Here is a 21,045-nt window from a genome sequence, read left to right as displayed (position 1 = left end):
GGTACTGCAACCGAAGGGTTGTGGGAGAGTAGGACGCCGCCGAACTTACTTAGAGTAGGCCCCGGTCGAGAATCTTCACGGTTCTCCCGGGGCCTGCCTCTATTTCCCGACCCTTTCCGACCGACCGCCGGCCCGTCTGACCCGGACAGGTGATCACCCAGGGATAGACAAACGTCGGCTTGTTTGAGACCAGTTACTCGATCACCGGGAAGCTACGCCCTTCACCGGCGACTCCACGGTTCTCAAGCATTGCACCGCTGCCAGCCGGGTCCTCGACTCAGCTCCACCGGTAGCGAGTCTGCGACGACTCGCTACCGGTTGTGAAGGCGAAAGCCTTGTCGGGCTGGACCCGGTAGAGCTGGACGTTCCCGGTCCTGATGGCGTCGCCCAATTGGTACCACGTTCCGTCCTCGCGGCTGAGCTGCCAGCCGTAGGCCTGCTCGAACGCCGTCGCCGCGGTATCCCTGGTGGCCTGGTCGGTGACCAGGCTCGCGGTGCCTTCGATGACGTAGTCCATGCCGGTCAGGGTGCCGGTTCCGGTGCTCAGCGTGCAGGCCTGGTTGGAGCTGAGATTCTTGGCCTTCTGCTCGTTGTCACCTGTGGTGAACCACATCGCGCCGAGCGCCCAGATCGCCAGCAGCGGTGTCACGTGGGGGCGGCCGTCGCGACGCACCGTGCACAGGTGGAATTTCTGGATGTGACGCAGCGCCCACTCCGTGGCCTCCCACGGCGTCGGGCTGGCGCCCGGCGAGGAGAACGGGCCGAGGCTGGTCTGTGGGGCGCTCGAGTTGTCAGCCGTAGGAGTGGACATCAGTTTCCCCTTCGTGCGGAAGCTCAACGGGTTCCGGACAGATGGTCGGCGAGGATCGCGGTGACCGACAGCGCGGTGTCGAAGTTCGGTACGAGCCGGGTTTTCGTGAGGGCGAAGGCGACTCCGCGAGCGGGGTCGGCGTAGGCGTAGCTGCCGCCTCCGCCCGGCCAGCCGAAGGCCGCGGAGTTCTCCTCGGCCGGGGCGCCGATGCGGCCGATCGGGAAGCCCAGGGCCATACGCGCCGGATTGCCGAAGACCTGGTCCGTGCCCTCGAACGCGAGCGCGGACAGTTCCGTCAAGCGCGCGGAATCCAGGAGCGTGCCTTGCAGGACGGCGTTGTACATCGCGGCGAGGCCGTGCGCGGTGGCCGTACCCACGGACGGGATGTCGGCGCGCAGGATTGTGCCGGTGTTTCCGAAATCGGCACTCGGCCGGCTTTCCCACGGGGCGAGGATCGGGGCGGCCGGCCAGCGCGAAGTCTGCTGCTCGAGGCGAGCGAAACCCGCCAGCTCCTCCTCCGGAGCGGCGAAGTAGAGCTGCCCCTCGATCCCGAGCGGCGCCGTGATCCACTCGCGTAGCAACTCGGACATGGACCGCCCGGTCGCACGGCGGGCCAGCTCGCCGACGAGGTAACCGAAGGTGTACGAGTGATAGCCCGTGGCGGTGCCCGCCGGCCAGCGCGGCTGGGCGGCGGCCAGCGACTCGCACACCCGGGACCAGTCCGGAAGCTCGCGCGGGGTGATCTCGCGCGGCATGGCCGGCAGTCCGACCGTGTGGGTCAGCACGTGCCGGAGTGTCGCGGTGGCCTTGCGGTGTGCGCCGAACTCGGGCCAGAGATCCGTGACCGGGCTGTCGTAGTCGAGGAAACCCCGCGCGGCGAGCACGTGGACGAGCGTGGCCGCCACGTTCTTGGCGGTGGAGAAGCTGAAGATCGGCGTGCCGGAGGTGAGCGGTCGCCCCGGCTCGGCCGTGCCCGCCACCGCGTCGACGACGAGCGCGCCGTCCTCGTAGACGGCGACCTGCAGGCCGGTCTCCTCGCCGGTGTCGACCAAAGTGTCGAGCCGGCGTTGAACCCGGTCCTGGAGCTCACCCATCGCTGCGGCCCACCCGTCGGCGCAGCAGGTACGTGTCCATGATCCAGCCGTGCTTTGCGCGGGCCTCCGCGCGGACCGAACGGAGGCGGGCGGCCAACGCGGAGTCCAGGGGGCCCGACAGCAGGATCTCGTCCGGGGTGCCGACGTACGCGCCCCAGTAGATGTGCAGCCCCTGGTCGGTGAACTGGTCGAAGGTGGTGTGCGCGTCGAGCAGGACGAAGACGTCGTCGGCGTCCGCGGGCCAGCCCGTGGCGAGGCGCCGGCCGGTGGTGAGCTGGACGGCGCGGCCGATCTGGTTCATCGTCGTGCGATGGCGGGCGACCAGGGCGGAGATGCTGCTTACGCCGGGGATCACCTCGTAGTCGAAAGCGACGTTGCCGCGCGCGAGCACCGCCTCGATGAGGGCGATGGTGCTGTCGTACAGCGACGGGTCGCCCCAGACGAGGAAGGCGCCGGTGTCGTCGGGGCCGAGGGAGTCGCGGATGAGACGCTCGTAGACGTCCGTGCGGAGCTCGTGCCAGTCGGCGACGGCGGCGCGGTAGTCGGACGGCGTGCGGTCGCGGTCGGGGTCCGTGGCGGTGACCACGCGGTAGCCGGGCCGTGTGACGAAGCGCGACAGGATGTCCTGGCGCAGCCGTACGAGGTCGGCCTTCGCGGAGCCCTTGTCGAGGACGAAGAACACGTCGACGCGGTTGAGGCGGTCGATCGCCTGGACGGTGAGGTGTTCCGGGTCGCCGGCCCCGATCCCGATCGCGTACAGCTTCCGCATCACCGCAGTCTGCCGGGCCGGGTAACCGGTCCCACAGGCGGCCCACGTGGTGAACCCCTACCCCCAAGGGGTATAAAGAGATCAGGGACGCCACAGCACGAAGGAGCCGGTGATGACCGAAGCCACCTACACCGTCGAGGGTATGACCTGCGCGCACTGCGTCGGCGCGGTGCGCGAAGAGGTCGGGGAGCTCACCGGCGTTCGGGAAGTCGACGTGGACCTCGCGTCGGGCGCGGTGAAGGTCGTCAGCGAGCAGCCGCTGGCCGTGGACGCCGTCTCGGCGGCCGTGACCGAGGCCGGCTACCGGCTCGTCGCGTAGGCCGCCATGACCACGACGACACACGCTCCGCAGACGGTCGAGCTCGTCATCGGCGGGATGACGTGCGCTTCGTGCGCCGCGCGCGTGGAGCGCAAGCTGAACAAGGTCGCCGGGGTCACGGCGAGCGTCAACTACGCCACCGAGAAGGCCCACGTCGAGTTCCCCGCCACGGTGTCGGTCGACGATCTGGTCGGTGTCGTCGAGGCCACCGGCTACACGGCGCAGCGCCCCGAACCCGAGAAGCCCGAAGCCCCGGAGCCGGGCGATGAGACGCGCCCCATGTGGGACCGGCTCGTCTACTCGGCGCTGCTGACGGTGCCGGTGATCCTGCTCGCGATGGTCCCCGCGCTGCAGTTCGACAACTGGCAGTGGCTCTCGCTCACCCTGGCCGCGCCGGTCGTGGTGTGGGGCGCGTTCCCGTTCCACCGCGCCGCGTGGACCAACCTGCGCCACGGCGCCGCGACCATGGACACCCTGATCTCCCTCGGCGTCTCCGCCGCCACGCTCTGGTCGCTCTACGCCCTGTTCTTCGGCACCGCCGGCATGACCGGCATGCGCGACGCCTTCACCCTCACCGTGACCCCGGGGATGGGTACGAACAGCATCTACCTCGAGGTCGCCTCCGGCGTGACCACGTTCATCCTGGCCGGCCGTTACTTCGAAGCCCGCGCCAAGCGCCGCTCCGGCGCCGCGCTGCGCGCGTTGTTCGAACTCGGCGCGAAGGACGTCACCGTCCTGGCGAGCGGCATCGAACGCCGAGTCCCCGTGAGCGAACTGCGAGTGGGCGACAGCTTCGTCGTGCGGCCCGGGGAGAAGATCGCCACCGACGGCGTGGTCACCGAAGGCAGCTCCGCGGTCGACGTCAGCATGATCACCGGCGAATCCGTGCCCGTCGAAGTCACCACAGGCGACGCCGTGACCGGCGCGACCGTGAACGTCGGCGGCCGCCTCGTCGTGAAAGCCACCCGGATCGGCGACGACACGCGCCTCGCCCAGATGGCGCGGCTCGTCGAGGAGGCCCAGAACGGCAAGGCCGCTGTGCAGCGGCTGGCCGACCGCGTGTCCGGGATCTTCGTTCCGATCGTCCTCATGCTCACCCTGATCACGCTCGTCGCGTGGCTGGCCAGTGGCGGCGACGTCGCCGAGGCCTTCACGGCCGCGGTCGCCGTGCTGATCATCGCCTGCCCCTGCGCGCTCGGCCTCGCCACGCCCACGGCGCTGCTGGTCGGCACCGGCCGCGGAGCCCAGCTCGGCATCCTGATCAAGGGCCCCGAGGTGCTCGAGTCCACCCGCCGCGTCGACACCGTCGTGCTCGACAAAACCGGCACCGTCACCACCGGCCGCATGAGCCTCACCGGCGTCCACCCCGCCGACGGCATCACCGAAGCCGAGGTCCTGCGCTACGCCGGAGCCGTCGAAGACGCCTCCGAACACCCCATCGCCAAGGCCATCGTTGCCGGCGCCCGCGACCGCATCGGCGAACTGCCCGCGGTCCAGGAGTTCCGCTCGACCGAGGGCCTCGGCGTCACCGGGCTCGTCGACGGCACGGCCGTCCTCGCCGGCCGCGCCACCTTCCTGGCCGACTGGGGCATCCACGTCGACGGTGCCCTCGCCGACGCCAAGGCAGCGGCCGAGGAGCAGGGCGCCACCGCGGTGTTCGTGGCCTGGGACGGCGCGGCCAAGGCCGTGCTGGTCGTCGCCGACACGATCAAACCCACCTCGGCCCAAGCCGTCGCCGAACTCCGCGCTCTTGGCCTCGCGCCGGTCCTGCTGACCGGCGACAACGCGGGTGCCGCTCAGGCGATCGCCGAAGCCGCCGGCATCGACGAGGTCATCGCCGAGGTCCTACCCGAAGACAAGGTCGCGGTGGTCAAGCGGCTTCAGTCCGAGGGCCGCGTGGTCGCCATGGTCGGCGACGGCGTGAACGACGCCGCCGCCCTCGCCCAGGCCGACCTCGGCTTGTCCATGGGCACCGGCACCGACGCCGCCATCGAGGCCGGCGACCTCACCCTCGTCCGCGGTGACCTCCGCGCCGCCGTCGACGCCATTCGGCTCGCCCGGCGCACACTCGGCACGATCAAGGGCAACCTGTTCTGGGCCTTCGCCTACAACGTCGCGGCCCTGCCCCTGGCGGCGTTCGGCCTGCTCAACCCGATGATCGCCGGTGCCGCGATGGCCGTCTCGTCGGTGTTCGTGGTCTCGAACAGTCTCCGTCTGCGCGGCTTCCGCGCCGCACGCTGAACCACGTTGAACCGCGCTGAAAAAAAGAGGGGCGCCCCGTGAAAGCTCCCCGGAAGTTGGACTGGGTTTCCAGTTCCGTTCTTCCGGGGAGTAGCGGTGTGCAGGGCGGAGTTCGCCGTCGCAGCGGAAGCGTGCAGCGGCGGTGCGTGGAGGTGGGGCGCTGGTGGACAGGTCGACCAAGCGTTCGTTCCGTTCGAGTTAAAGCTTGAAGTGTGCGGCGGTCTCTGGTCGGTGAGTCCAAGCTCGATCTGGCTCGCGAGTTCGAGCTGGCCTCGCCGAAGCTGATCGAGACCTGGGTGCGTGTCTACCGCAACGAGGGTGAGGACGGGCTGCGTCCGAAAATGCGGGGCAGACGCCCGGCCCAGAGGCCGCGGCCGATGAGGCGGGTGAGCTGCAGCGGTTGCGGCGCGAGAACGAGCGGCTGCGAGCCGAGCTGAAGGCCGCGATCACGGACGTGTTCACCCGCAACCATGTCCGTTACGGGCATCGCCGTGTCCACCACGCGTTGGTCAAGGCCGGTTGGCGGATCGCGAAGAAAACCGTGCTGAGTCTGATGCGAGGGCTCGGGTTGGTCTGCCGAGCCATCAGGCGGCGAGACCATGTGTCGATCGAGGTGACCCAGGCCAGATCGCCTCGAACCTGCTGTTCCAGAAATTCACCGCCGACGCGCCGAACCAGAAGTGGGTCGCTGACGTGACCGAGTTCCGCGTCGGAGACGACAAGCTCACCTTCAGTTAGCCAGTCCAACAACAGCGGACCAGTCCAGCCGGGGCGCCCCTCTTTTTCATTGTCCGGACCTACGAGCGGACCAGCCGCGCGATCGCGTCGGAGGCCTCGCGGACCTTCAGGTCGGCTTCCTCACCCCCGGCCGCGGCGGCCTGCACGACGCAGGTGGCCAGGTGCTCGTCGAGCAGTTCCAGCGAGAACGACTGCAGCGCCTTCGTGGCCGCCGACACCTGCGTGAGGATGTCGATGCAGTACTTGTCCTCCTCGACCATGCGCTGCAGGCCTCGGATCTGTCCCTCGATGCGGCGCAGACGCTTCAGATAGGCATCCCGCTCGTTGCCGTAGCCCGTCATCGCGCATCGTCCCCTTCGTTCGCACCTGTACGTCGTCCAGTATACCCACCCCACGTATCCGATACGGGGTATGCGTATTCACGCCCGGACGGCCACCGCGATGACGAGCCCGCCGACGTTCGTCGTGAAGTGGACCAGCACCGACGCCAGCACTCCCCGGCCGAAGTGCCGCCACGCGTGGAGGAAGACGCCCGCCGCCGCGGCCGCGACCATGGCGAGCACCTGCAGCAGCTGCGTCGGGATGCCGCCGAGCGCCGCGTGCACGGCCGCGTTGCGCCCGACGGCCAGCGCCGGCAGGAAGTGCCACAGCCCGAAGAACGCCGACGCCCCGAGGATCGGGCCCCACCGCCAGCGGTCGTCGCGCGCGCCGAGCAGCGCCGGCAGCACGCCGCGGAACGCGATCTCCTCGACGATCACCGTGCCGAACGTGATCCGCCCGAGCGTGAGCCACAGCAGTTGCGGCAGGTCGGGGTCGCCGACGCGCCCGTCGTCGTAGACGGTCCGCAACGCCGGCACCGCGGCCGCGATGCCGAAGACGACCAGGAACAACGCCGCCCCGATCAGCCCGGTGACGGCCGCCCGACCGAGCGTCGCGCGGCTGACGCCGAGGTCGGCCGGCGTGTACCCGGCACCGAACGCCAGCGCGAGCAGCACCGCCGCCGTCACGGCTCCGCAGACCGGGTACGCCCAGCCCGGCAAGACCCGGTTGGCGAGCGTGGTCGCCGTCGCCAGCACCACCACGCACACGACGACGAGCAGCAACCGCGTCGACGTCGTCCTCGGCCCGGTGATGGTCATGGCCCCAACTTAGGGGCGCGCGTGATCTCGGCGGGGCGCTCCACGCGGGGCCGGCGTGAAAAGCCGGGCCGGCGACCCCGTGTTCAGGCCGCTCGGCAGAAGTTGCAGGAGTGAGACAACCGCAGGTCAGCCGGTTGTGGTCGCCTCGGTGAGCGCCGGTTTGCGGCGCTGGACGGGTACGGCGGTGCTGGTGTCGTCGGGCCGCGGGTCCAGCGCGGCGGTCGCCGACGCCAGGAGCTCGCGGGTGCCGGTGAGCGCCGTTTTCAGGCGGTGGTGGATGGCTGTCAGCTCGGCGACGCGGTCGTCGGCCCGGGTGACGATGTCGTTGGCGTGCTCGGTCGCGCGGCGGACCCGGGTGTCGGCCTCCGTCTGCGCTTCCGCGGTCTGCGCGGCGAGTACCCGGTGGGTTTCCGTGCGCTGGTTCTCCAGGTCGCGCAGGGTCTCCGTGCGCTGGGCGGCCAGGTTGCGCAACGTCTCGGTGCGGTGGGCGTCGAGCTCGCGCAGCGTTTTCGTGCGTTGGATGTCCAGTTCGGTGATCGTCGCGGTGCGGCGCCGGTTCAGGGCCTCGGTGAGGTCTTCCTCCATGCGGCGGCGCCGCATCACGGCGGCCTCGTCGGCGGCGGCGCGTTCGGCGGCGGCGCGGCGCATGAACTCCTCGTGGGCGGCGTGCCCGCGGCGGCGATCTTCCTCGGTCGCGGCGACGAGCGCGCGTTCCTTCTCGGTGAGCCGCACGGCCTCGGCCTCCGCGTCGAGCCGCGTCTGCTCCGCTTTTTCCTTTGCCCGCGCGATGATTTCCGAAGCTTCTTCGCGAGTCAGCTCGATCATGCGCCGTGATCGTTCCTGGAGCGCGTCGGCTTCTATGGGCGTGCGGCTGATGCGGTCGATCGTCGCGTGCAGCTCGCGGTTGTGCTCCGCCAGCCGGGCCACGCGCCACATCGCCGCGTCGCGTTCGGCCGCCACCCGGCGGAGCTCTTCCTGGGCCCAGACCACGAATTCCTTGACCTGGCCTCGGTGAAAGCCGCGCCATGCCGGGTCGAAACGGGGCTCGACGGACATCAGGTCCTCGCCATCTTCGGGGGCCATGGCCTCACCTCCCATTTGGATGGTTTCTCCCCGGGCGCGATGTTTCCTTTGCCGCACCGAGGTTTCCGTGTGCCGTCCAGTGTGCCCGAAGACCGGGCCGCTGTGGGGGGCGGGCACTCGATCAATCTTCGAGCGGATCTTGCGCGCCCGTCGCGGTGCTCCGCACGCCGGGCAGTTCCGCAAGTTCGGCCGTCAATTCCGCAAGATCACCGCGGCCTTGCAACCGCAGCGTGACGACCGCGATCCGTTGCCCCTCTTCGGAAACCGTCTCCCTGTCGACCGCCACCTGGTGGACCACCCAGCCGCGTTCGGTACAGCCTGCGAGAACGTTTCGCAAAACTCCGTGCCCGTCGGAGTAACTCAGCCGCAGAATGGGTGGTTCGCGCCGATGCCGTGCCACGAACCGGGAAAGCGGCGGGAAACCGCGGGTGATCACGATCAGTCCCACGGTCGTCGCCACCGCGAGCACGGGCAGCCCCGCGCCGCATGCGACGCCGACCGCCGCCGCCAGCCACACCGTCGCGGCCGTCGTCAGCCCGCGCACGGCGTCGCGGCGCACGAAGATCAACCCGCCACCGACGAACCCGATGCCCGAGACGATCTGCGCCGCGATCCGCGACGGGTCGAGCGCCACGTGCTCGGTGTTCAGCAGGTCGGCGAACCCGTACTTCGACACGAGCATGAACACCGCCGACCCCACGCCGACCAGGGTGTGCGTGCGCAGGCCGGCCTGTTTGTTGCCGACCTCGCGTTCGAGGCCGATCGCCGTGCTCAGCACCAGCGCGAGCAGCACGGGGAGCAGCAGCGACCACTGTTCGTCCGTGGACCAAAGAGCGTGCACGTCGACACTTTGCCTCGCCGCTCGCTGGCGAGCCCGCCCGGCCCCCGAGGTGGATCACCCCTAAGCTCGCCGCATGGCCCGCTACTTCGACGTGCACCCGCAGAACCCGCAGCGGCGCTCGCTGGCCCAGGTCGTGGACCTGCTTCGCGAAGACGGGCTCATCGCGTACCCCACCGACTCCTGCTTCGCGCTCGGCTGCCGGCTCGGCAACCAGGAGGGCATGGAGCGGATCCGGGCGATCCGCAAGCTCGACCACCGGCACCACTTCACGCTCGTCTGCCAGGACTTCGCCCAGCTCGGGCAGTTCGTGCACGTGGACAACACGGTGTTCCGGGCGATCAAGGCCACCACACCCGGGCCGTACACGTTCATCCTCCCCGCGACCAAGGAAGTGCCGCGGCGGCTGATGCACGCGAAGAAGAAGACCGTCGGCGTGCGCATCCCGGAGCACGTGGTCACGCAGGCGTTGCTGGCCGAGCTGGGGGAGCCGATCCTGTCGAGCACGCTGCTGCTGCCCGATTCCGGCGAGCCACTCACCCAGGGCTGGGAGATCAAGGAAGAGCTCGATCACCAGCTCGACGCGGTGCTCGACTCGGGCGACTGCGGCGTCGAGCCGACCACGGTGGTCGACTTCTCGTCCGGCGAGGCGGAGATCGTCCGCTACGGCGCGGGCGACGCCACGCGGTTCGAGTGAGCTCAGTACCCCACGAGGTAGCGCTGCAGGGTCGGCCCGAGCCAGCGCACGGCCTCGTCCTCGGTCATCTGGGCGACCGGCGGTAGCCGCAGCACGAACCGGCACAGCGCCAGGCCCAGCACCTGCGACGAGATCAACCCGGCGCGCACCGGCGCCTCGGCGGGGTCCGGGCACACCTTCGCGACCTGCGGTCCGAGCTGGTCGGCGAAGATCGAGCGCATGCGTTCGGCCGCTGTCTCGTTCGTGACGCCCGCGCGCAGGAGCGCGAACAACGTCTCGTCCCCCGCCCAGCGCGCCAGCACGTGCCGAGCGAGCAGCGTGCCGGCTTCTTCGAGTGGCAGCTGTGTGAAGTCGGGCAGGCGCAGGTCGAAATGGGCTGCGGCCGCGAAGAGCTTCTCCTTGGAGCCGTAGTAGCGCATCACCATCGACGGATCGATGGCCGCGTCGGCCGCGATCGCGCGGATCGTCGCGCGCTCGTAGCCGTCCGCGGCGAAGCGCTCGCGGGCGGCGTCCAGGATCGCCGCGCGCGTCGCGTCGGAGCGGCGGGGTCGGGTCGAGGTCATGCCAACAACTGTAGGCCAACGAGTGTTGACATAGCTAGTACCAGGGCGTCTACTGGATGCCAACAGATGTTGGCAAACGAATGTTGACTTGGGGGTCGACATGGAATCGGAAGTGCTGGTCGTCGGAGCCGGACCCGTCGGGCTGCTGCTCGCGAGCGATCTCGCCGAAGCCGGCGTGGCCGTGACGGTGCTCGAACGGCGGACCACGGGATCGAACCTGACCAGGGCGTTCGGGGTCCACGCCCGCACGCTGGAGCACCTCGACGTGCGCGGCGTCGCCGACGAGCTGATCGCCACGGGCGCGCGGCTGGGCGAGCTGCGGCTGTTCGACCGGGTCGAGATCGATCTCGCGAAGCTGCCCTCGCGCTACGGCTACCTGCAGATCACGCCCCAGCCCCACACCGAGGAGATCCTGCGTTCGCGCGCCGAGCGGCTCGGCGCGAAGTTCGTGTGGGGCGCCGAGGTGCGCACGCTGGCCCAGGACCACGACGGCGTCGACGTCACCACCGCCGACGGCCAGCTCTACCGCGCCCGCTACCTCGTCGGCGCCGACGGGCTGCACAGCGTCGTGCGCCGGCAACTCGGCCTGCCGTTCCCCGGCCGTTCGGTACTGAAGTCGATCATGCTGGCCGACGTCCGGCTCGACTCGCCGCCCGAAGACCTCCTCATGGTCAACGGCGTCGGCGACGGCTTCGCGTTCGTCGCCCCCTTCGGCGACGGCTACTACCGCGTCTTCGCCTGGGACCGGCGCTCCCAGGTTCCGGACGACGCACCGCTCTCCCTCGACGAGGTCCGCGACATCACCCGCCGCTCCCTCGGCACCGACCTCGGCATGCACGACGCGCGCTGGCTCTCGCGCTTCCACAGCGACGAGCGCCAGGCCCCGCACTACCGCTCCGGCCACGTCTTCCTCGCCGGCGACGCCGCCCACGTCCACTCGCCCGCCGGCGGCCAGGGCATGAACACCGGTCTGCAGGACGCGGCCAACCTCAGCTGGAAGCTGGCCGAGGTGCTGGCCGGTCGAATGCCGGAGACCCTGCTCGACACCTACGAAGCCGAGCGCCACCCGGTCGGCCGCCTCGTCCTCCGCAGCAGCGGCGCGATCATCCGCCTGGCGATGATCAAGCCCCTCGTTCTCCGCGAAGCCCGCAACCGGCTCGTCGGCGCCGCCTTGTCCGCGGCTCCGCTCGCCCGCCGCGTCGCCGGCGTGATCTCGGGTGTCGGGATCCGCTATGCGCCGCCGGCTGGTGCTGACCGCCTTGTCGGCGCTCGTGCTGAGGACCGCGACCTCCCGCGCGGCCGGTTGTATGAACAGTTGCGGGGTGGCCGTTTCGTCTACGTCGGTGACCACCGTCCGGCCGGGTTGCCGGACCGGGTGGTGTTCGCGCGGGGTACGGGGGAGGTGCTGGTTCGGCCTGATGCGCATGTCGGCTGGGTGGGGGATCCGGTGGGGTACTTCGGGCGTTGAGTCCGGCTTGCCTGCTGGCCGCGTGCGCCGGCGGCCGCTGAGTCGGGCCGAGCGCGTCCCGGGTGAGTGATCACCCACCGACGGCCGCCGGTTGGCCGAGGATGCGGGCGCAGGCGTCGTCGAGGGGGGTGGTGCAGGACGAGTGCCATGCGACCACCGCGTCGGGGCGGAGGAGGAGGGCGCCGTCGGGTGTGAGGGCGACGGAGTCGAGCCAGGCGGGGTCGGGGACCGAAACAGTGCGGAGGCCGAGGTGGCGGGCCGTCGCTGTCCAGTGGGTGTCGCCGGGCGCGGTCAGGAGCGCGAAGTCCGGGCCGGCGAGGTCCACAGTGGACACCCCGGGCGAGACCCAGGCGTGGGGCACGCGGGTGCCGGGACGGCCGCCGGGGGCGTAGTGGTCGACGGGGGCGGAGCCGCGGTTGTCGGGGACGAAGGCGCCCTCGTCGTACTGCGCGCCGAACAACGCGGTGACCGGGTCGGCGGGGACCTCGCCGCTGGTCACGGACGCGATCATGGTGCCGAGGTGGCCGCTGACCCGGCTGGAGAACTCGGCCGTCGCGTAGCCGAGGGGGTGGCGTTCGGCGTGGTAGGTGTCGAGCTGTGCCGGTGACGCGGACCCGGCAAGCACGGCCGCGAGCTTCCACGTCAGGTTGTGGACGTCGCCGATCGCGGTGTTCGCGCCGGCCGCGGCCATGGGCGGCATGGCGTGCGCGGCGTCGCCGGCGAGGAAGACGCGGCCCTCGGCGTAGCGGTCGGCCACGTACATGCCCGACTCCCACGGCATCAGGCTCAGCACCTCCACGTCGAGGTCCGGCACGCCGACCGCGGCGCGCAGCAGGTCGCGCCAGCCGTCGTCGCCCAAGGTCCCGGAGCCGGGGAAGTCCGACGTGGAGAACAGCCAGCGGTCGGTGCCGTTCACCGACACGAACGCGCCCGACGCCGCCGGGTTCTCGATCTGGCACAGGTTGAACTTCTTGTCCCGCACCAGTTCCGTGAGGTCGGCGCGGAACGCGATGTCCAGGTTGTCCGCGAGGTGGCCGTAGCCGCTGCGCGGAATCCCCAGCGCCTCGCGGATCGGGCTGCGTGCCCCGTCGGCCGCGATCAGGTGGCGACGCCGAACACGACCCCGGCGAGCACTGCCAGAGCCGCCGTCGTTGCGCCACCGGTGGCCAGTTCCTTGATCCCCCACACCGCAGGCAGCACGGTGGCCAGCGAAAGTACAACGCTCGCCGGGTCGAGTTTCGCCCCATCAGCCCACCAGAGCCACCAGTGCCACCGGTCCCACGGTGCTCCGGAAGCACGAGCGGGCCGGCCACCAGCAGCAGGAGCATCACGGGCGCGCCGAGCAGGAACACCGAACCCCACCAGAAGTGCGCGAGCAGCACCCCGCCGAGTACCGGCCCCAGGGCCGCGCCGCCGAACTGGCACAACGCCCACAGCGAGATCGCCGTGCCGCGCTGCTTCACGTCGGGGAACAGGGTGCTGATCAAGGCGAGCGTCGAGTGCATCAACGTCGCGCCCGCGATGCCGAGCAACGCGCGGGTGACGATGAGCGTGCCGGCGTCGGGCGCGAACGCCGCCACGATCGACCGGGTGGCGGGCATTTCGGGTCCCCTTCCGAAAGGTGGTTTCGGGCGAGGGTCGGAGCCGCGAAGCGCTTCCGGACACGGTCGTTTCCGCTAGGTTGAGGCCGGTCAGGATCCGGCTCCTGGGGAGGACGACGTGAAGTTCCTGCTGACGATGCACATGAACCCCGAAGTCTGGGATGGACTTTCGAAGGAGACGAAGGACGCGGTGATGTCCGGGCACGGGGACTTCATCGCGAAGATCCGCGCGTCCGGGGAGATGATCAACACCCAGGCGCTCGGCGCGCCCGCGGACAGCGCCGTGGTGCGCGTGCGCGGCGGGGTTCCGGTCGTGACGGACGGGCCGTTCACCGAGTCGAAGGAGTTCCTCGCCGGCTTCTACCTCGTGGAGTGCGAGACCCGGGAACGCGCGCTCGCGGTCGCCGCGATGATCCCCGACGCCGGCATCGAAGGCCTCGGCATCGAGGTCCGCCCGGTCGCGTTCTTCGCCGGCGCCGAGGGCGACACCGAGCCCGGCTGATGGACGTGGACCTGCTCCGGTCGCTCGTGCCGCAGGTGCTCGGGGTACTGGTGCGCCGGTACGGCCAGTTCGAGGCCTGCGAGGACGCAGTGCAGGAGGCGCTGCTCGCGGCCGTCGAGCAGTGGGCCGACGGGGACGTGCCGGACAACCCGCGCGCGTGGCTGCTCACCGTCGCGGCCCGGCGGCTCACCGACCTGTGGCGCAGCGAGAGCGCTCGCCGCCGGCGCGAAGAGAACGTGGCCGTCCAGGAGGTCACACAGGCGGTGCCGGGGCCGGGGGAGGACCGCGCGCCGGAGCACGACGACACGTTGACGCTGCTGTTCCTCTGCTGCCACCCGGCGGTGACGCCGAGCTCGCAGGTCGCGTTGACGTTGCGCGCGGTCGGGGGCCTGACCACGGCGGAGATCGCGACGGCGTTCCTCGTGCCCGAGGCCACGATGACGCGGCGGATCACGCGCGCGAAGGAGAGCATCGCGGCCGCGGGGTCGACGTTCGCCGAGCCTTCGGCCGAGGACTGGCCTTCGCGGCTGCAGGTCGTGCTCCACGTGCTGTACCTGATCTTCAACGAGGGTTACACCGCGTCTTCGGGCGAGGAACTGCACCGCGTGGAGCTGACGGCGGAAGCGATCCGGCTGGCCCGCGCCGTGCACACGCTCCTGCCCGACGACGGTGAGGTCGCGGGCCTGCTCGCGCTGATGCTCCTCACCGACGCCCGCCGCCCCGCGCGGACGCACGAGGGCGCGCTGCTGCCCCTGGCCGACCAGGACCGTCGCTTGTGGACGGTGCCGCTGATCGTCGAGGGGGTCGAACTCGTGAGCCGCACGCTCGGGCGAGGACCCGTGGGCCCGTACCAGGTGCAGGCCGCGATCGCCGCGCTGCACGACCGCGCGGTGAGCACCGAGACCACCGACTGGCCGCAGATCGTCGAGCTCTACGACGTGCTGGCGGAGCTCGCGCCGAGCCCGGTCGTGACGCTCAACCGCGCGATCGCCGTCGCGATGGTCGACGGGCCGACCGCCGCGCTGGCCCTGCTCTCCACCGTCGAGGACGACAGCCGGCTCAAGCAGGGCCATCGCCTCGACGCCGTGCGGGCCCACCTGCTGGAGCTCGCGGGCGACACCGACGCGGCCCACACGCACTACCTTCGGGCGGCCAAACGGACGTCGAGCCTGCCCGAGCGCCGCTACCTGCAATCGCGAGCCGAAAAGTTTCTGCCGGCGCAGCGATGAGTTCCACGCGGCCAGCCGGTATGTCCCTGCGAAACCACTTCAGGGAAGGGACCACCACGATGACCACCACCGCCACCCCCGCCGAGATCCACGACCTGCTCACCAGCCTCTACGCCGCCTGGGCCGACAACGACGCCGACGCGTTCGCCGCGCTGTACACCGAGAACGCGACCGTGGTGATGCCAGGCGTCTTCCACCAGGGCCGCACCGCAGTGCGCGAGTACATGGGCGCCGCGTTCGCCGGCCCGCTCAAGGGTTCCCGCGGCGTCGACGAGCCGCAGGACGTGCGCGTCGACGGCGACACCGCGATCGTCGTCAGCCGCGCCGGGATCCTGTTCGCGGGCGAGGACTCGCTGCCCACCGAACGCGAGCGCATCGCCACCTGGGCCCTGAGCCGCGCCACCGGCTCGTGGTCGGTCGCCGCCTACAGCAACGCCCCGGCGCACTGACGTGCCCGACTTCGCGGCGAGCACCGGTCCGCACCGGGCCGAGCTGGTGGTGCACTGCTACCGCCTGCTCGGCTCGGTGCACGAGGCCGAGGACCTCGTGCAGGAGACGATGCTGCGCGCCTGGCGCGCGTGGGAACGCTACGACAGCACGCGCGCCTCGATCCGGACCTGGCTCTACCGCATCGCGACCAACGCGTGCCTCACCGCGCTCGAAGGCCGCGCCCGCCGTCCGCTGCCGACCGGGCTCGGCGGCCCGAGCGAAGATCCGCTGCAGCCGCTCGTGCCGGCGTTCGACGTGCCGTGGCTGCAGCCGCTGCCCGACGACCCGGCCGCCGTCACCGCCGCCCGCTCGGGCGTGCGGCTCGCGTTCGTCGCGGCGATGCAGCTGCTGCCCCCGCGTCAACGCGCGGTTCTCGTCTTGCGCGACGTGCTCGATTTCAGCGCCGCCGAGGTCGCGAACTTGCTCGGCACCACCACGGCCTCGGTGAACAGCGCTTTGCAACGCGCGCGAAGCGGGGTCGCCGGGGTGTCGGCCGACGAGCTCACCGAATCCGGCGAAGAGGTGATCGACGACTACGTCCGGGCTTTCGAGGAGGCGGACGTCGACGCGTTGGTGGCCTTGCTGACCGACGAGGTCGTGCTGGAGATGCCGCCCGTCCCGCTCTGGTACCGCGGCCGCGACGACTACGCCCGCTTCATGGCGCGCGTGTTCGAGATGCGCGGCACGCGCTGGCAGCTGCAGCGCACGCACGCCAACGGCCAGCCCGCCTTCGCCGCCTACTGCTGGGACGGCGCGGACTTCCGCCTGCACACGCTGCAGGTGTTCTCGATCGCGGACGGCCGCGTCGCGCACACCGTCGTGTTCCAGGACCCCGCGGTGTTCGAGGTGTTCGGCCTGGCGCCGGTGCTCACGCGCTGAGGCTCAGCCGCCGAGCAGCGGCCGGACCTCGACGCCGCCGTCGAGCACCGGGACGAAACGGCCGATCTCCACGGCGTGGTCGAGGTCGCGCGCGTCGACGATGAAGAAGCCGGCCATGGCCTCCGGGCTCACCGCGAAGGCGCCGGGGGCGACCGACGCGCCGCGAAGCGATCGCGTCATGGCCGAAGGCTGCGTGGCGTACCCGGCGATCAGCGTGCCGCCGGAAGCGGTGATGCGGTCCTCGACGCGGGCGTGCTCGTCGAGCAGCTCGGGCGGGAGATCCGCGACGCCGCCGGGTGTCTCGCGCTCGTAGATCAGGATCGCGTAGTGCGGCATCCGCCTCTCCTTCGCTCGGCCGAATGGCCCAAGCTACCGGGGCGAGAGGAGGAACACCCGGATTTCGCGATGGGCGGCGCGCACGGCGTAGGTGTCGTAGGCGGGCCAGTACCGGGCCACGGCGTCCCACATCTCCTGGCGCTCGTCGCCTTCGAGCAGCCGCGCGCGGACTGCAGTGGTGCGCCCGCGCATGCTGACGGTGGCGTCGGGCTGGGCGAGCAGGTTCGCCGACCACGCGGGTTGTTTCTCCCCGCCCCAGTTGGAGCCGATCACGACGTAGCCCCCGTCGCGTTCGACGTAGAGCAGCGGCACCTGGCGCGGCTCGCCGCTCGTGCGCCCGACCGTGGTCAGCAGCAGGGCCGGCAGTCCCAGCAGCGTGCCGACACCCAGGCGTCCGCCGGTCACGCGCAACATCACGCGGTCGGCCGGGACGAGGGCCCGCCCGAGCGCGGCGAACGCGGTGGTCTTGCCGAACCCGGTGAGGAGCTTTCGCAGTCCCATTTCGCGCACCCTACTGGGTGATCGCGAGGGTCTTGCGCAGTGCCGCCACGACGTCCGGAAGCCGTTCGGTGAGGTAGAAGTGGCCGCCGGCGTGGGTCGTGAAGTCGAAGCCGCCGGTGGTGTGGGCGGCCCAGGCGCGAACGTCTTCGGGGTCACGCGCGGGTCGTCGGCGCCGGCGTGCGCGTGGATCGGCGCGACCAGCGGCGGGGCGTCGGGGTGGGTGTGGGTTTCGACGGCGGTGTAGTCGGCGCGCAGCGCGGGGAGGACCACTGCGCGCAGTTCTTCGTCGGCGAGCACGCGCGGGTCGGTGCCGCTGAGATTCGCGACTTCGGCGAGCAGGGCGTTGTCGTCGAGCAGGTGTCGGGTGTCGTCGCCCGGGCGGGACGGGGCGCGGCGAGCCGAGACGACGACGGCGCGCGGCCCTGACCCGCGTGCTTCCAGCCGGAGGCCGACTTCGTACGCGAGAGTGGCGCCCATGCTGTGGCCGAAGAGCACCACGGGCACGTCGAGCCACGGCAGCAACGCCTGCGTGATCGCGTCGGCAAGGTCCGGGATCCGCGTGAGCGGGGGTTCGCCGAACCGGTCCTGCCGGCCGGGGTACTGCACGGCGAGCACATCGACGTCGGGCGAGAGCGCCTTCGAGAACGGGTGGAAGAACGACGCCGATCCGCCCGCGTGCGGGAGGAACACCAGCCGTGCCGGTGCGTCGTCCGCCGGGTGATAGCGCCGGATCCACCGGTCTTCGGTCATCGCCGTGCCCCCTTCTGCCCCGGCCCCGATCCTGCCGCACCCCCAGGCGCGGCAGGACCGAGGTGTGGGTCAGCGCACGTCGGTGAGCGGGATGCGCTGGAACACCACGCTTTCGTACGGGCCGGCGGTGCCCGTCTCGTAGAGCAGGCCGACGGTCGCCGGGTCGGCTTGCACGAGGTCGGAGTAGCCCGCCGGGTTGCTCGTCAGCGTGCGGCCCGCGCGCCACGTGCACCCGCCGTCGGAGCTGAGCCGCAGCTGCATCACCGCGCGGGTGGCCGGGTCGGCCGGGCCGGAGTACAGCAGCAGCCAGGGGATCGTGGTCTGCAGCACGCTGCCTTCCACCTTCGTGCCGGAGATCCCCGGCTGCACCTGGTACGGCCGCACGAGCGTCTTCCCGCCGTCGAAGCTGTAGCCGTCGACGCGGTGGTCGGCGGCGGAGCCCTGGTTGCGGCTGGTGAAGTACAGCGCGCCCGTGGGCAGCTCGGTCATCGACGTCTCGTTGGCGGCGATCACGCCGTCGGTGCGGTCGTCGGTGAAGCCGATGTGCCAGGTGCGACCGTTGTCGTCGCTGTAGAGGTCGTGGCCGCCGTAGTACTTCGCCTCCGTGCCGACGTCGGTGGAGCCGGCGGGCGGAGCGCTGGAGTGGTTGGCGGGCACCACGATCCGACCGGCGTGCGGGCCGTGGCGCAGCAGCGTGGCGTGCCCTGGACCGGTGGCGTACCAACGCCAGGTGGGCAGTTTGGTTTCGGAGGTGATGTCGCGGGCCGGCGTCCAGGTGCGGCCGTTGTCGCGGCTGCTGGACACGAACACGCGACGGGTGTCCTGGGCGGATGCGGTGCCGGACATGATCTGCGCTTCGCTGACCGGTCCGTTGTGGACGGTCAGCAGCACGAGCTCGCCGTCGCGCGCCACGGCCGGTGTGGGGTTGCCGGCGGTGTTGTCGCCGTTGGTGTCCACGACGGTCAACGGGCCCCAGGTGCAGCCGCCGTCGCGTGAGGTTTTCGACACGGTCTGGATGGCGCCGGAGTCTCCGGCCGAATCGCGCCGGCCTTCGGCGAACGCCACGAGTGACCCGTCGGCGGCCCGCACCACCGCGGGGATGCGGAAGGTGTCGTAGCCCTCGGAGCCGGAGGTGAAGGGCACCGACGACGTGCAGCCGTGGTGCGCGGGTGCGGCCGTGGCCGCGGGGGTGAACGACAGCCCGAGTGCGGCTGCCGCGAGAAGAGTCGTCCCGAACCTGCGGATCGGTGACACGTTCCGCCTCCTCGTCAGTGGGGATGGGGGAGAGACACAGGACGTGGGATGTCCGACGTCCTATGTCCGGACAACCTAGGGAGCGGTGCGGGGTTCGTCAAGGTGTTGTCGCTGCCTACACTCGCGTAGGGTTCCGGCCATGACGGAGGCGCGCACCAGCTACCACCACGGCAACCTGCGGGCGGTGCTGCTCGAGAACGCCGAGCGGGTGCTGGAGGAGTCGGGGCCGGACGAGCTGTCGCTGCGGCAGCTGGCGCGCGACGCGGGAGTGAGCCACGGTGCGCCGCGCCAGCACTTCGCGGACAAGCGGGCGTTGCTCGACGCGCTCGCGGAGCGGGGTTTCGAGCAGCTGGGGCACGAGCTCGAGGTGGCGCGCGCGGACGACGGCGCGCCGTTCGCCGCCGCGCTGCTGGCCTTCGCCCGTGCGTGGGTCGGGTTCGCGACGCGGCGGCCGGCACTGCTGGACCTGATGTTCGCGGCGAAGAACCGCGAGGACGCCCGTGAGCTGCAGGCGGTGGCAGATCGGACGTTCGCCACGACGTCGGCGATGATCGCTCGCGCGCAGGCGGACGGCGACGTGGTGGGGGGTGAGCACGTGGCGTTCGCGATCTTCGCGACGCTGCAGGGGCTCGCGTCCCTGGTGACCAGCGGCATGAGCGGGGCGCGGCCGGTGGCGCAGCTGGTGGACGAGACCATCGCGACACTCGTCGACGGGCTGCGGCCGCGCGGAGCTGTCGCTATTTGAGACCGCCGCGGCTCGTGGTGCGTGCCATCGTCCCGGGCGTGGACGTCGATCTCACGGTGACCGCCGGGAACTACCGCTTCGACGGGGTGTCGTTCGCCGTCGACACGAACATCTGGCTCCTCGGCGACGAGGAGGAGGTGCTGGTGGTCGACGCCGGGTTCGACGCGACTGCCATCGCCGCCGCGATCGACGGGCGCGACGTGCTGGGCATCCTGTGCACCCACGCGCACAACGACCACGCCGACGCCGCGCTCACCCTGGCCGACGCGACGGGTGCGCCCGTGCTGCTGCACCCGGGCGACGCCAAGCTGTGGGCCACGGTTTACCCCGGCCGCCGCCCCGACGCCGAGCTGGCCGACGGGCAGGTGCTCACCGTCGCCGGCTCACCGGTGGTCGTGCTGCACACCCCGGGTCACACAGCGGGTTCGGTGTGTTTGCACCTGCCCGACGAAGGCCTGCTCTTCAGCGGCGACACGCTCCTGTCCGGCGGCCCGGGCATGACCGGCGACGTGATGTCGAGCCGATCGACGCTGCACGATTCTGTGCGCCGGAAATTGCTCGTGCTGCCCGATGAAACGGTGGTGCACCCGGGTCACGGATACGACACCGACATCGGGACCGAGCGCGTGGAATCGTGGGCCGGAAACATTTGAGCGGGCGTGGTCAGATTCTTTCGCAGGCGATCGTGAGGTCCACGCCGTAGAGCACGTAGAAACACTCGTGCGACGCGTGCTCGGCGTCGGTTTCCGTACAGGCCAACGGGAAACCGAGCACGTCGATGGAACAGTAGGCGTAGAACCGGTCCGGGTTGCCCGGCACCTGGTCGGCCGCCGCGGGCAGGGCTGTGGCCACCAGTCCGCCGCACACGAGTGCGCCGGCCGTGGCCCAGGAAGTGATTCGGGTTTTCATCCTCGCCGTCCTTTCCTTCGAACGCGGGGTTTCCGCTATTCGGGAAATTCCCGGATTCCGGTGGTTCCACCCCTCGAGTCACCCCAACGT

26 protein-coding genes and 1 pseudogene are annotated in these 21,045 nt (G+C 70.9%); 13 read left to right on the top strand and 14 right to left on the bottom strand.

Going from position 1 to position 21,045, the window contains the following annotated elements:
- Positions 1-277: 277 nt before the first annotated feature.
- From AB0M56_RS10835 to cobF, 3 genes are read right to left on the bottom strand one after another with little or no spacing between them, the layout of a single operon-like run.
- On the bottom strand, positions 278-811 hold the full coding sequence (locus tag AB0M56_RS10835; protein WP_364173484.1) for a pyridoxamine 5'-phosphate oxidase family protein: 534 nt from the start codon (positions 809-811) through the stop codon (positions 278-280).
- A 23-nt stretch (positions 812-834) separates the two neighbouring features.
- Entirely contained in the window at positions 835-1,905 is a 1,071-nt protein-coding gene (locus tag AB0M56_RS10830; RefSeq protein ID WP_364173481.1) for a serine hydrolase domain-containing protein, read from the bottom strand.
- The gene (cobF, locus tag AB0M56_RS10825) at positions 1,898-2,674 is read right to left on the bottom strand and encodes a precorrin-6A synthase (deacetylating) (protein ID WP_364173478.1); all 777 of its coding nucleotides are present in this window, start codon (positions 2,672-2,674) and stop codon (positions 1,898-1,900) included. Before cobF ends, AB0M56_RS10830 begins: the two co-directional genes overlap by 8 nt.
- A 112-nt stretch (positions 2,675-2,786) precedes the next feature.
- On the opposite strand from cobF, the gene AB0M56_RS10820 reads away from it, so the two are divergent.
- From AB0M56_RS10820 to AB0M56_RS10805, 4 genes are all read left to right on the top strand, one after another.
- The gene (locus AB0M56_RS10820; protein WP_364173475.1) at positions 2,787-2,993 is read left to right on the top strand and encodes a heavy-metal-associated domain-containing protein; all 207 of its coding nucleotides are present in this window, start codon (positions 2,787-2,789) and stop codon (positions 2,991-2,993) included.
- Positions 2,994-2,999: 6 nt separating this feature from the next.
- Complete coding sequence (locus tag AB0M56_RS10815) at positions 3,000-5,234, top strand: heavy metal translocating P-type ATPase (RefSeq protein WP_364173472.1); 2,235 nt, start codon at positions 3,000-3,002, stop codon at positions 5,232-5,234.
- Between the two features lie 212 nt (positions 5,235-5,446).
- Positions 5,447-5,671 (top strand): helix-turn-helix domain-containing protein, encoded by a 225-nt coding sequence (locus AB0M56_RS10810; RefSeq protein WP_364173469.1) that lies wholly within the window; start codon positions 5,447-5,449, stop codon positions 5,669-5,671.
- The gene (locus AB0M56_RS10805) at positions 5,635-5,931 is read left to right on the top strand and encodes an IS3 family transposase (protein WP_364173466.1); all 297 of its coding nucleotides are present in this window, start codon (positions 5,635-5,637) and stop codon (positions 5,929-5,931) included. Before AB0M56_RS10810 ends, AB0M56_RS10805 begins: the two co-directional genes overlap by 37 nt.
- 100 nt (positions 5,932-6,031) lie before the next feature.
- Here AB0M56_RS10805 and AB0M56_RS10800 read toward each other — a convergent pair whose 3' ends face one another.
- The 4 genes from AB0M56_RS10800 to AB0M56_RS10785 form a co-directional block, all read right to left on the bottom strand.
- Positions 6,032-6,313 carry a metal-sensitive transcriptional regulator gene (locus tag AB0M56_RS10800; protein ID WP_220243036.1) on the bottom strand — a complete coding sequence of 94 codons (282 nt, stop codon included), beginning with the start codon at positions 6,311-6,313 and terminating at the stop codon, positions 6,032-6,034.
- 78 nt (positions 6,314-6,391) lie between these two features.
- Positions 6,392-7,111 (bottom strand): CPBP family intramembrane glutamic endopeptidase, encoded by a 720-nt coding sequence (locus AB0M56_RS10795; protein WP_364173464.1) that lies wholly within the window; start codon positions 7,109-7,111, stop codon positions 6,392-6,394.
- 126 nt (positions 7,112-7,237) lie between these two features.
- Positions 7,238-8,194: a hypothetical protein gene (locus tag AB0M56_RS10790; protein ID WP_364173461.1), complete on the bottom strand. Its 957-nt coding sequence runs from the start codon at positions 8,192-8,194 to the stop codon at positions 7,238-7,240.
- Between the two features lie 121 nt (positions 8,195-8,315).
- Positions 8,316-9,035 carry an MgtC/SapB family protein gene (locus AB0M56_RS10785; protein ID WP_364173458.1) on the bottom strand — a complete coding sequence of 240 codons (720 nt, stop codon included), beginning with the start codon at positions 9,033-9,035 and terminating at the stop codon, positions 8,316-8,318.
- Between the two features lie 73 nt (positions 9,036-9,108).
- Here AB0M56_RS10785 and AB0M56_RS10780 point away from each other — a divergent pair, with 73 nt between their 5' ends.
- Positions 9,109-9,729, top strand: a complete 621-nt coding sequence (locus tag AB0M56_RS10780) for an L-threonylcarbamoyladenylate synthase (RefSeq protein WP_220243032.1) — start codon at positions 9,109-9,111, stop codon at positions 9,727-9,729.
- A gap of 2 nt (positions 9,730-9,731) precedes the next feature.
- Here the strand turns inward: AB0M56_RS10780 and AB0M56_RS10775 are convergent, their stop codons facing one another.
- The gene (locus AB0M56_RS10775; protein ID WP_364173455.1) at positions 9,732-10,292 is read right to left on the bottom strand and encodes a TetR family transcriptional regulator; all 561 of its coding nucleotides are present in this window, start codon (positions 10,290-10,292) and stop codon (positions 9,732-9,734) included.
- 112 nt (positions 10,293-10,404) lie between these two features.
- Between AB0M56_RS10775 and AB0M56_RS10770 the strand changes: the two genes are divergently transcribed.
- On the top strand, positions 10,405-11,760 hold the full coding sequence (locus tag AB0M56_RS10770; protein WP_364173452.1) for an FAD-dependent monooxygenase: 1,356 nt from the start codon (positions 10,405-10,407) through the stop codon (positions 11,758-11,760).
- Positions 11,761-11,830: 70 nt separating this feature from the next.
- On the opposite strand, the gene AB0M56_RS10765 is transcribed toward AB0M56_RS10770, so the two are convergent.
- Together AB0M56_RS10765 and AB0M56_RS10760 are read right to left on the bottom strand one after the other, a co-directional pair.
- A complete protein-coding gene (locus AB0M56_RS10765) occupies positions 11,831-12,946 on the bottom strand; it encodes an FAD-dependent monooxygenase (protein ID WP_364173449.1) in 1,116 nt (371 codons plus the stop codon).
- Positions 12,947-13,088: 142 nt separating this feature from the next.
- Positions 13,089-13,292 (bottom strand): annotated as a pseudogene (locus AB0M56_RS10760) (MFS transporter); the annotation flags it as partial.
- Here AB0M56_RS10760 and AB0M56_RS10755 point away from each other — a divergent pair.
- Genes AB0M56_RS10755 through AB0M56_RS10735 form a run of 5 tightly spaced genes read left to right on the top strand, consistent with a single transcriptional unit; the run spans position 13,237 to position 16,460 of the window.
- Complete coding sequence (locus tag AB0M56_RS10755; protein WP_364173446.1) at positions 13,237-13,440, top strand: hypothetical protein; 204 nt, start codon at positions 13,237-13,239, stop codon at positions 13,438-13,440. The pseudogene AB0M56_RS10760 and the gene AB0M56_RS10755 overlap by 56 nt on opposite strands.
- A gap of 39 nt (positions 13,441-13,479) precedes the next feature.
- A complete protein-coding gene (locus AB0M56_RS10750; protein ID WP_364173443.1) occupies positions 13,480-13,863 on the top strand; it encodes a YciI family protein in 384 nt (127 codons plus the stop codon).
- A complete protein-coding gene (locus AB0M56_RS10745; protein ID WP_364173441.1) occupies positions 13,863-15,092 on the top strand; it encodes a sigma-70 family RNA polymerase sigma factor in 1,230 nt (409 codons plus the stop codon). The genes AB0M56_RS10750 and AB0M56_RS10745 overlap by 1 nt, the downstream gene beginning before the upstream one ends.
- A gap of 59 nt (positions 15,093-15,151) precedes the next feature.
- Positions 15,152-15,541 (top strand): SgcJ/EcaC family oxidoreductase, encoded by a 390-nt coding sequence (locus AB0M56_RS10740; protein WP_364173438.1) that lies wholly within the window; start codon positions 15,152-15,154, stop codon positions 15,539-15,541.
- 1 nt (position 15,542) lies between these two features.
- Complete coding sequence (locus AB0M56_RS10735; protein WP_364173436.1) at positions 15,543-16,460, top strand: sigma-70 family RNA polymerase sigma factor; 918 nt, start codon at positions 15,543-15,545, stop codon at positions 16,458-16,460.
- A 3-nt stretch (positions 16,461-16,463) separates the two neighbouring features.
- Here the strand turns inward: AB0M56_RS10735 and AB0M56_RS10730 are convergent, their stop codons facing one another.
- From AB0M56_RS10730 to AB0M56_RS10720, 3 genes are all read right to left on the bottom strand, one after another.
- Positions 16,464-16,796, bottom strand: coding sequence for a YciI family protein (locus tag AB0M56_RS10730; protein WP_364173434.1), 333 nt, complete (start codon positions 16,794-16,796; stop codon positions 16,464-16,466).
- A 33-nt stretch (positions 16,797-16,829) separates the two neighbouring features.
- Entirely contained in the window at positions 16,830-18,047 is a 1,218-nt protein-coding gene (locus AB0M56_RS10725) for a nitroreductase family deazaflavin-dependent oxidoreductase (protein WP_364173431.1), read from the bottom strand.
- A gap of 69 nt (positions 18,048-18,116) precedes the next feature.
- Positions 18,117-19,301 (bottom strand): sialidase family protein, encoded by a 1,185-nt coding sequence (locus AB0M56_RS10720; protein WP_364173428.1) that lies wholly within the window; start codon positions 19,299-19,301, stop codon positions 18,117-18,119.
- 139 nt (positions 19,302-19,440) lie between these two features.
- On the opposite strand from AB0M56_RS10720, the gene AB0M56_RS10715 reads away from it, so the two are divergent.
- Together AB0M56_RS10715 and AB0M56_RS10710 are read left to right on the top strand one after the other, a co-directional pair.
- Positions 19,441-20,046: a TetR/AcrR family transcriptional regulator gene (locus AB0M56_RS10715; RefSeq protein WP_364173426.1), complete on the top strand. Its 606-nt coding sequence runs from the start codon at positions 19,441-19,443 to the stop codon at positions 20,044-20,046.
- A 38-nt stretch (positions 20,047-20,084) separates the two neighbouring features.
- Entirely contained in the window at positions 20,085-20,699 is a 615-nt protein-coding gene (locus AB0M56_RS10710) for an MBL fold metallo-hydrolase (RefSeq protein ID WP_364173423.1), read from the top strand.
- 10 nt (positions 20,700-20,709) lie between these two features.
- Here the strand turns inward: AB0M56_RS10710 and AB0M56_RS10705 are convergent, their stop codons facing one another.
- Positions 20,710-20,955, bottom strand: a complete 246-nt coding sequence (locus AB0M56_RS10705; protein WP_364173421.1) for a hypothetical protein — start codon at positions 20,953-20,955, stop codon at positions 20,710-20,712.
- Positions 20,956-21,045: the final 90 nt, after the last annotated feature.

It is taken from the genome of Amycolatopsis sp. NPDC051372 (genome assembly GCF_040682095.1).
Classification (GTDB): Bacteria; Actinomycetota; Actinomycetes; order Mycobacteriales; family Pseudonocardiaceae; genus Amycolatopsis.
This window is presented reverse-complemented; position numbering and strand designations above follow the sequence as displayed.

What these genes read in the sequence shown, in the direction of transcription:
- AB0M56_RS10725 (WP_364173431.1), bottom strand. Translation starts at nt 18,047, where the DNA reads ATGACCGAAGACCGGTGGATCCGGCGCTATCACCCGGCGGACGACGCA.
- AB0M56_RS10745 (WP_364173441.1), top strand. Translation starts at nt 13,863, where the DNA reads ATGGACGTGGACCTGCTCCGGTCGCTCGTGCCGCAGGTGCTCGGGGTA.
- AB0M56_RS10835 (WP_364173484.1), bottom strand. Translation starts at nt 811, where the DNA reads ATGTCCACTCCTACGGCTGACAACTCGAGCGCCCCACAGACCAGCCTC.
- cobF (WP_364173478.1), bottom strand. Translation starts at nt 2,674, where the DNA reads ATGCGGAAGCTGTACGCGATCGGGATCGGGGCCGGCGACCCGGAACAC.
- AB0M56_RS10740 (WP_364173438.1), top strand. Translation starts at nt 15,152, where the DNA reads ATGACCACCACCGCCACCCCCGCCGAGATCCACGACCTGCTCACCAGC.
- AB0M56_RS10795 (WP_364173464.1), bottom strand. Translation starts at nt 7,111, where the DNA reads ATGACCATCACCGGGCCGAGGACGACGTCGACGCGGTTGCTGCTCGTC.
- AB0M56_RS10730 (WP_364173434.1), bottom strand. Translation starts at nt 16,796, where the DNA reads ATGCCGCACTACGCGATCCTGATCTACGAGCGCGAGACACCCGGCGGC.
- AB0M56_RS10830 (WP_364173481.1), bottom strand. Translation starts at nt 1,905, where the DNA reads ATGGGTGAGCTCCAGGACCGGGTTCAACGCCGGCTCGACACTTTGGTC.
- AB0M56_RS10775 (WP_364173455.1), bottom strand. Translation starts at nt 10,292, where the DNA reads ATGACCTCGACCCGACCCCGCCGCTCCGACGCGACGCGCGCGGCGATC.
- AB0M56_RS10790 (WP_364173461.1), bottom strand. Translation starts at nt 8,194, where the DNA reads ATGGCCCCCGAAGATGGCGAGGACCTGATGTCCGTCGAGCCCCGTTTC.
- AB0M56_RS10800 (WP_220243036.1), bottom strand. Translation starts at nt 6,313, where the DNA reads ATGACGGGCTACGGCAACGAGCGGGATGCCTATCTGAAGCGTCTGCGC.
- AB0M56_RS10780 (WP_220243032.1), top strand. Translation starts at nt 9,109, where the DNA reads ATGGCCCGCTACTTCGACGTGCACCCGCAGAACCCGCAGCGGCGCTCG.
- AB0M56_RS10705 (WP_364173421.1), bottom strand. Translation starts at nt 20,955, where the DNA reads ATGAAAACCCGAATCACTTCCTGGGCCACGGCCGGCGCACTCGTGTGC.
- AB0M56_RS10815 (WP_364173472.1), top strand. Translation starts at nt 3,000, where the DNA reads ATGACCACGACGACACACGCTCCGCAGACGGTCGAGCTCGTCATCGGC.
- AB0M56_RS10715 (WP_364173426.1), top strand. Translation starts at nt 19,441, where the DNA reads ATGACGGAGGCGCGCACCAGCTACCACCACGGCAACCTGCGGGCGGTG.
- AB0M56_RS10820 (WP_364173475.1), top strand. Translation starts at nt 2,787, where the DNA reads ATGACCGAAGCCACCTACACCGTCGAGGGTATGACCTGCGCGCACTGC.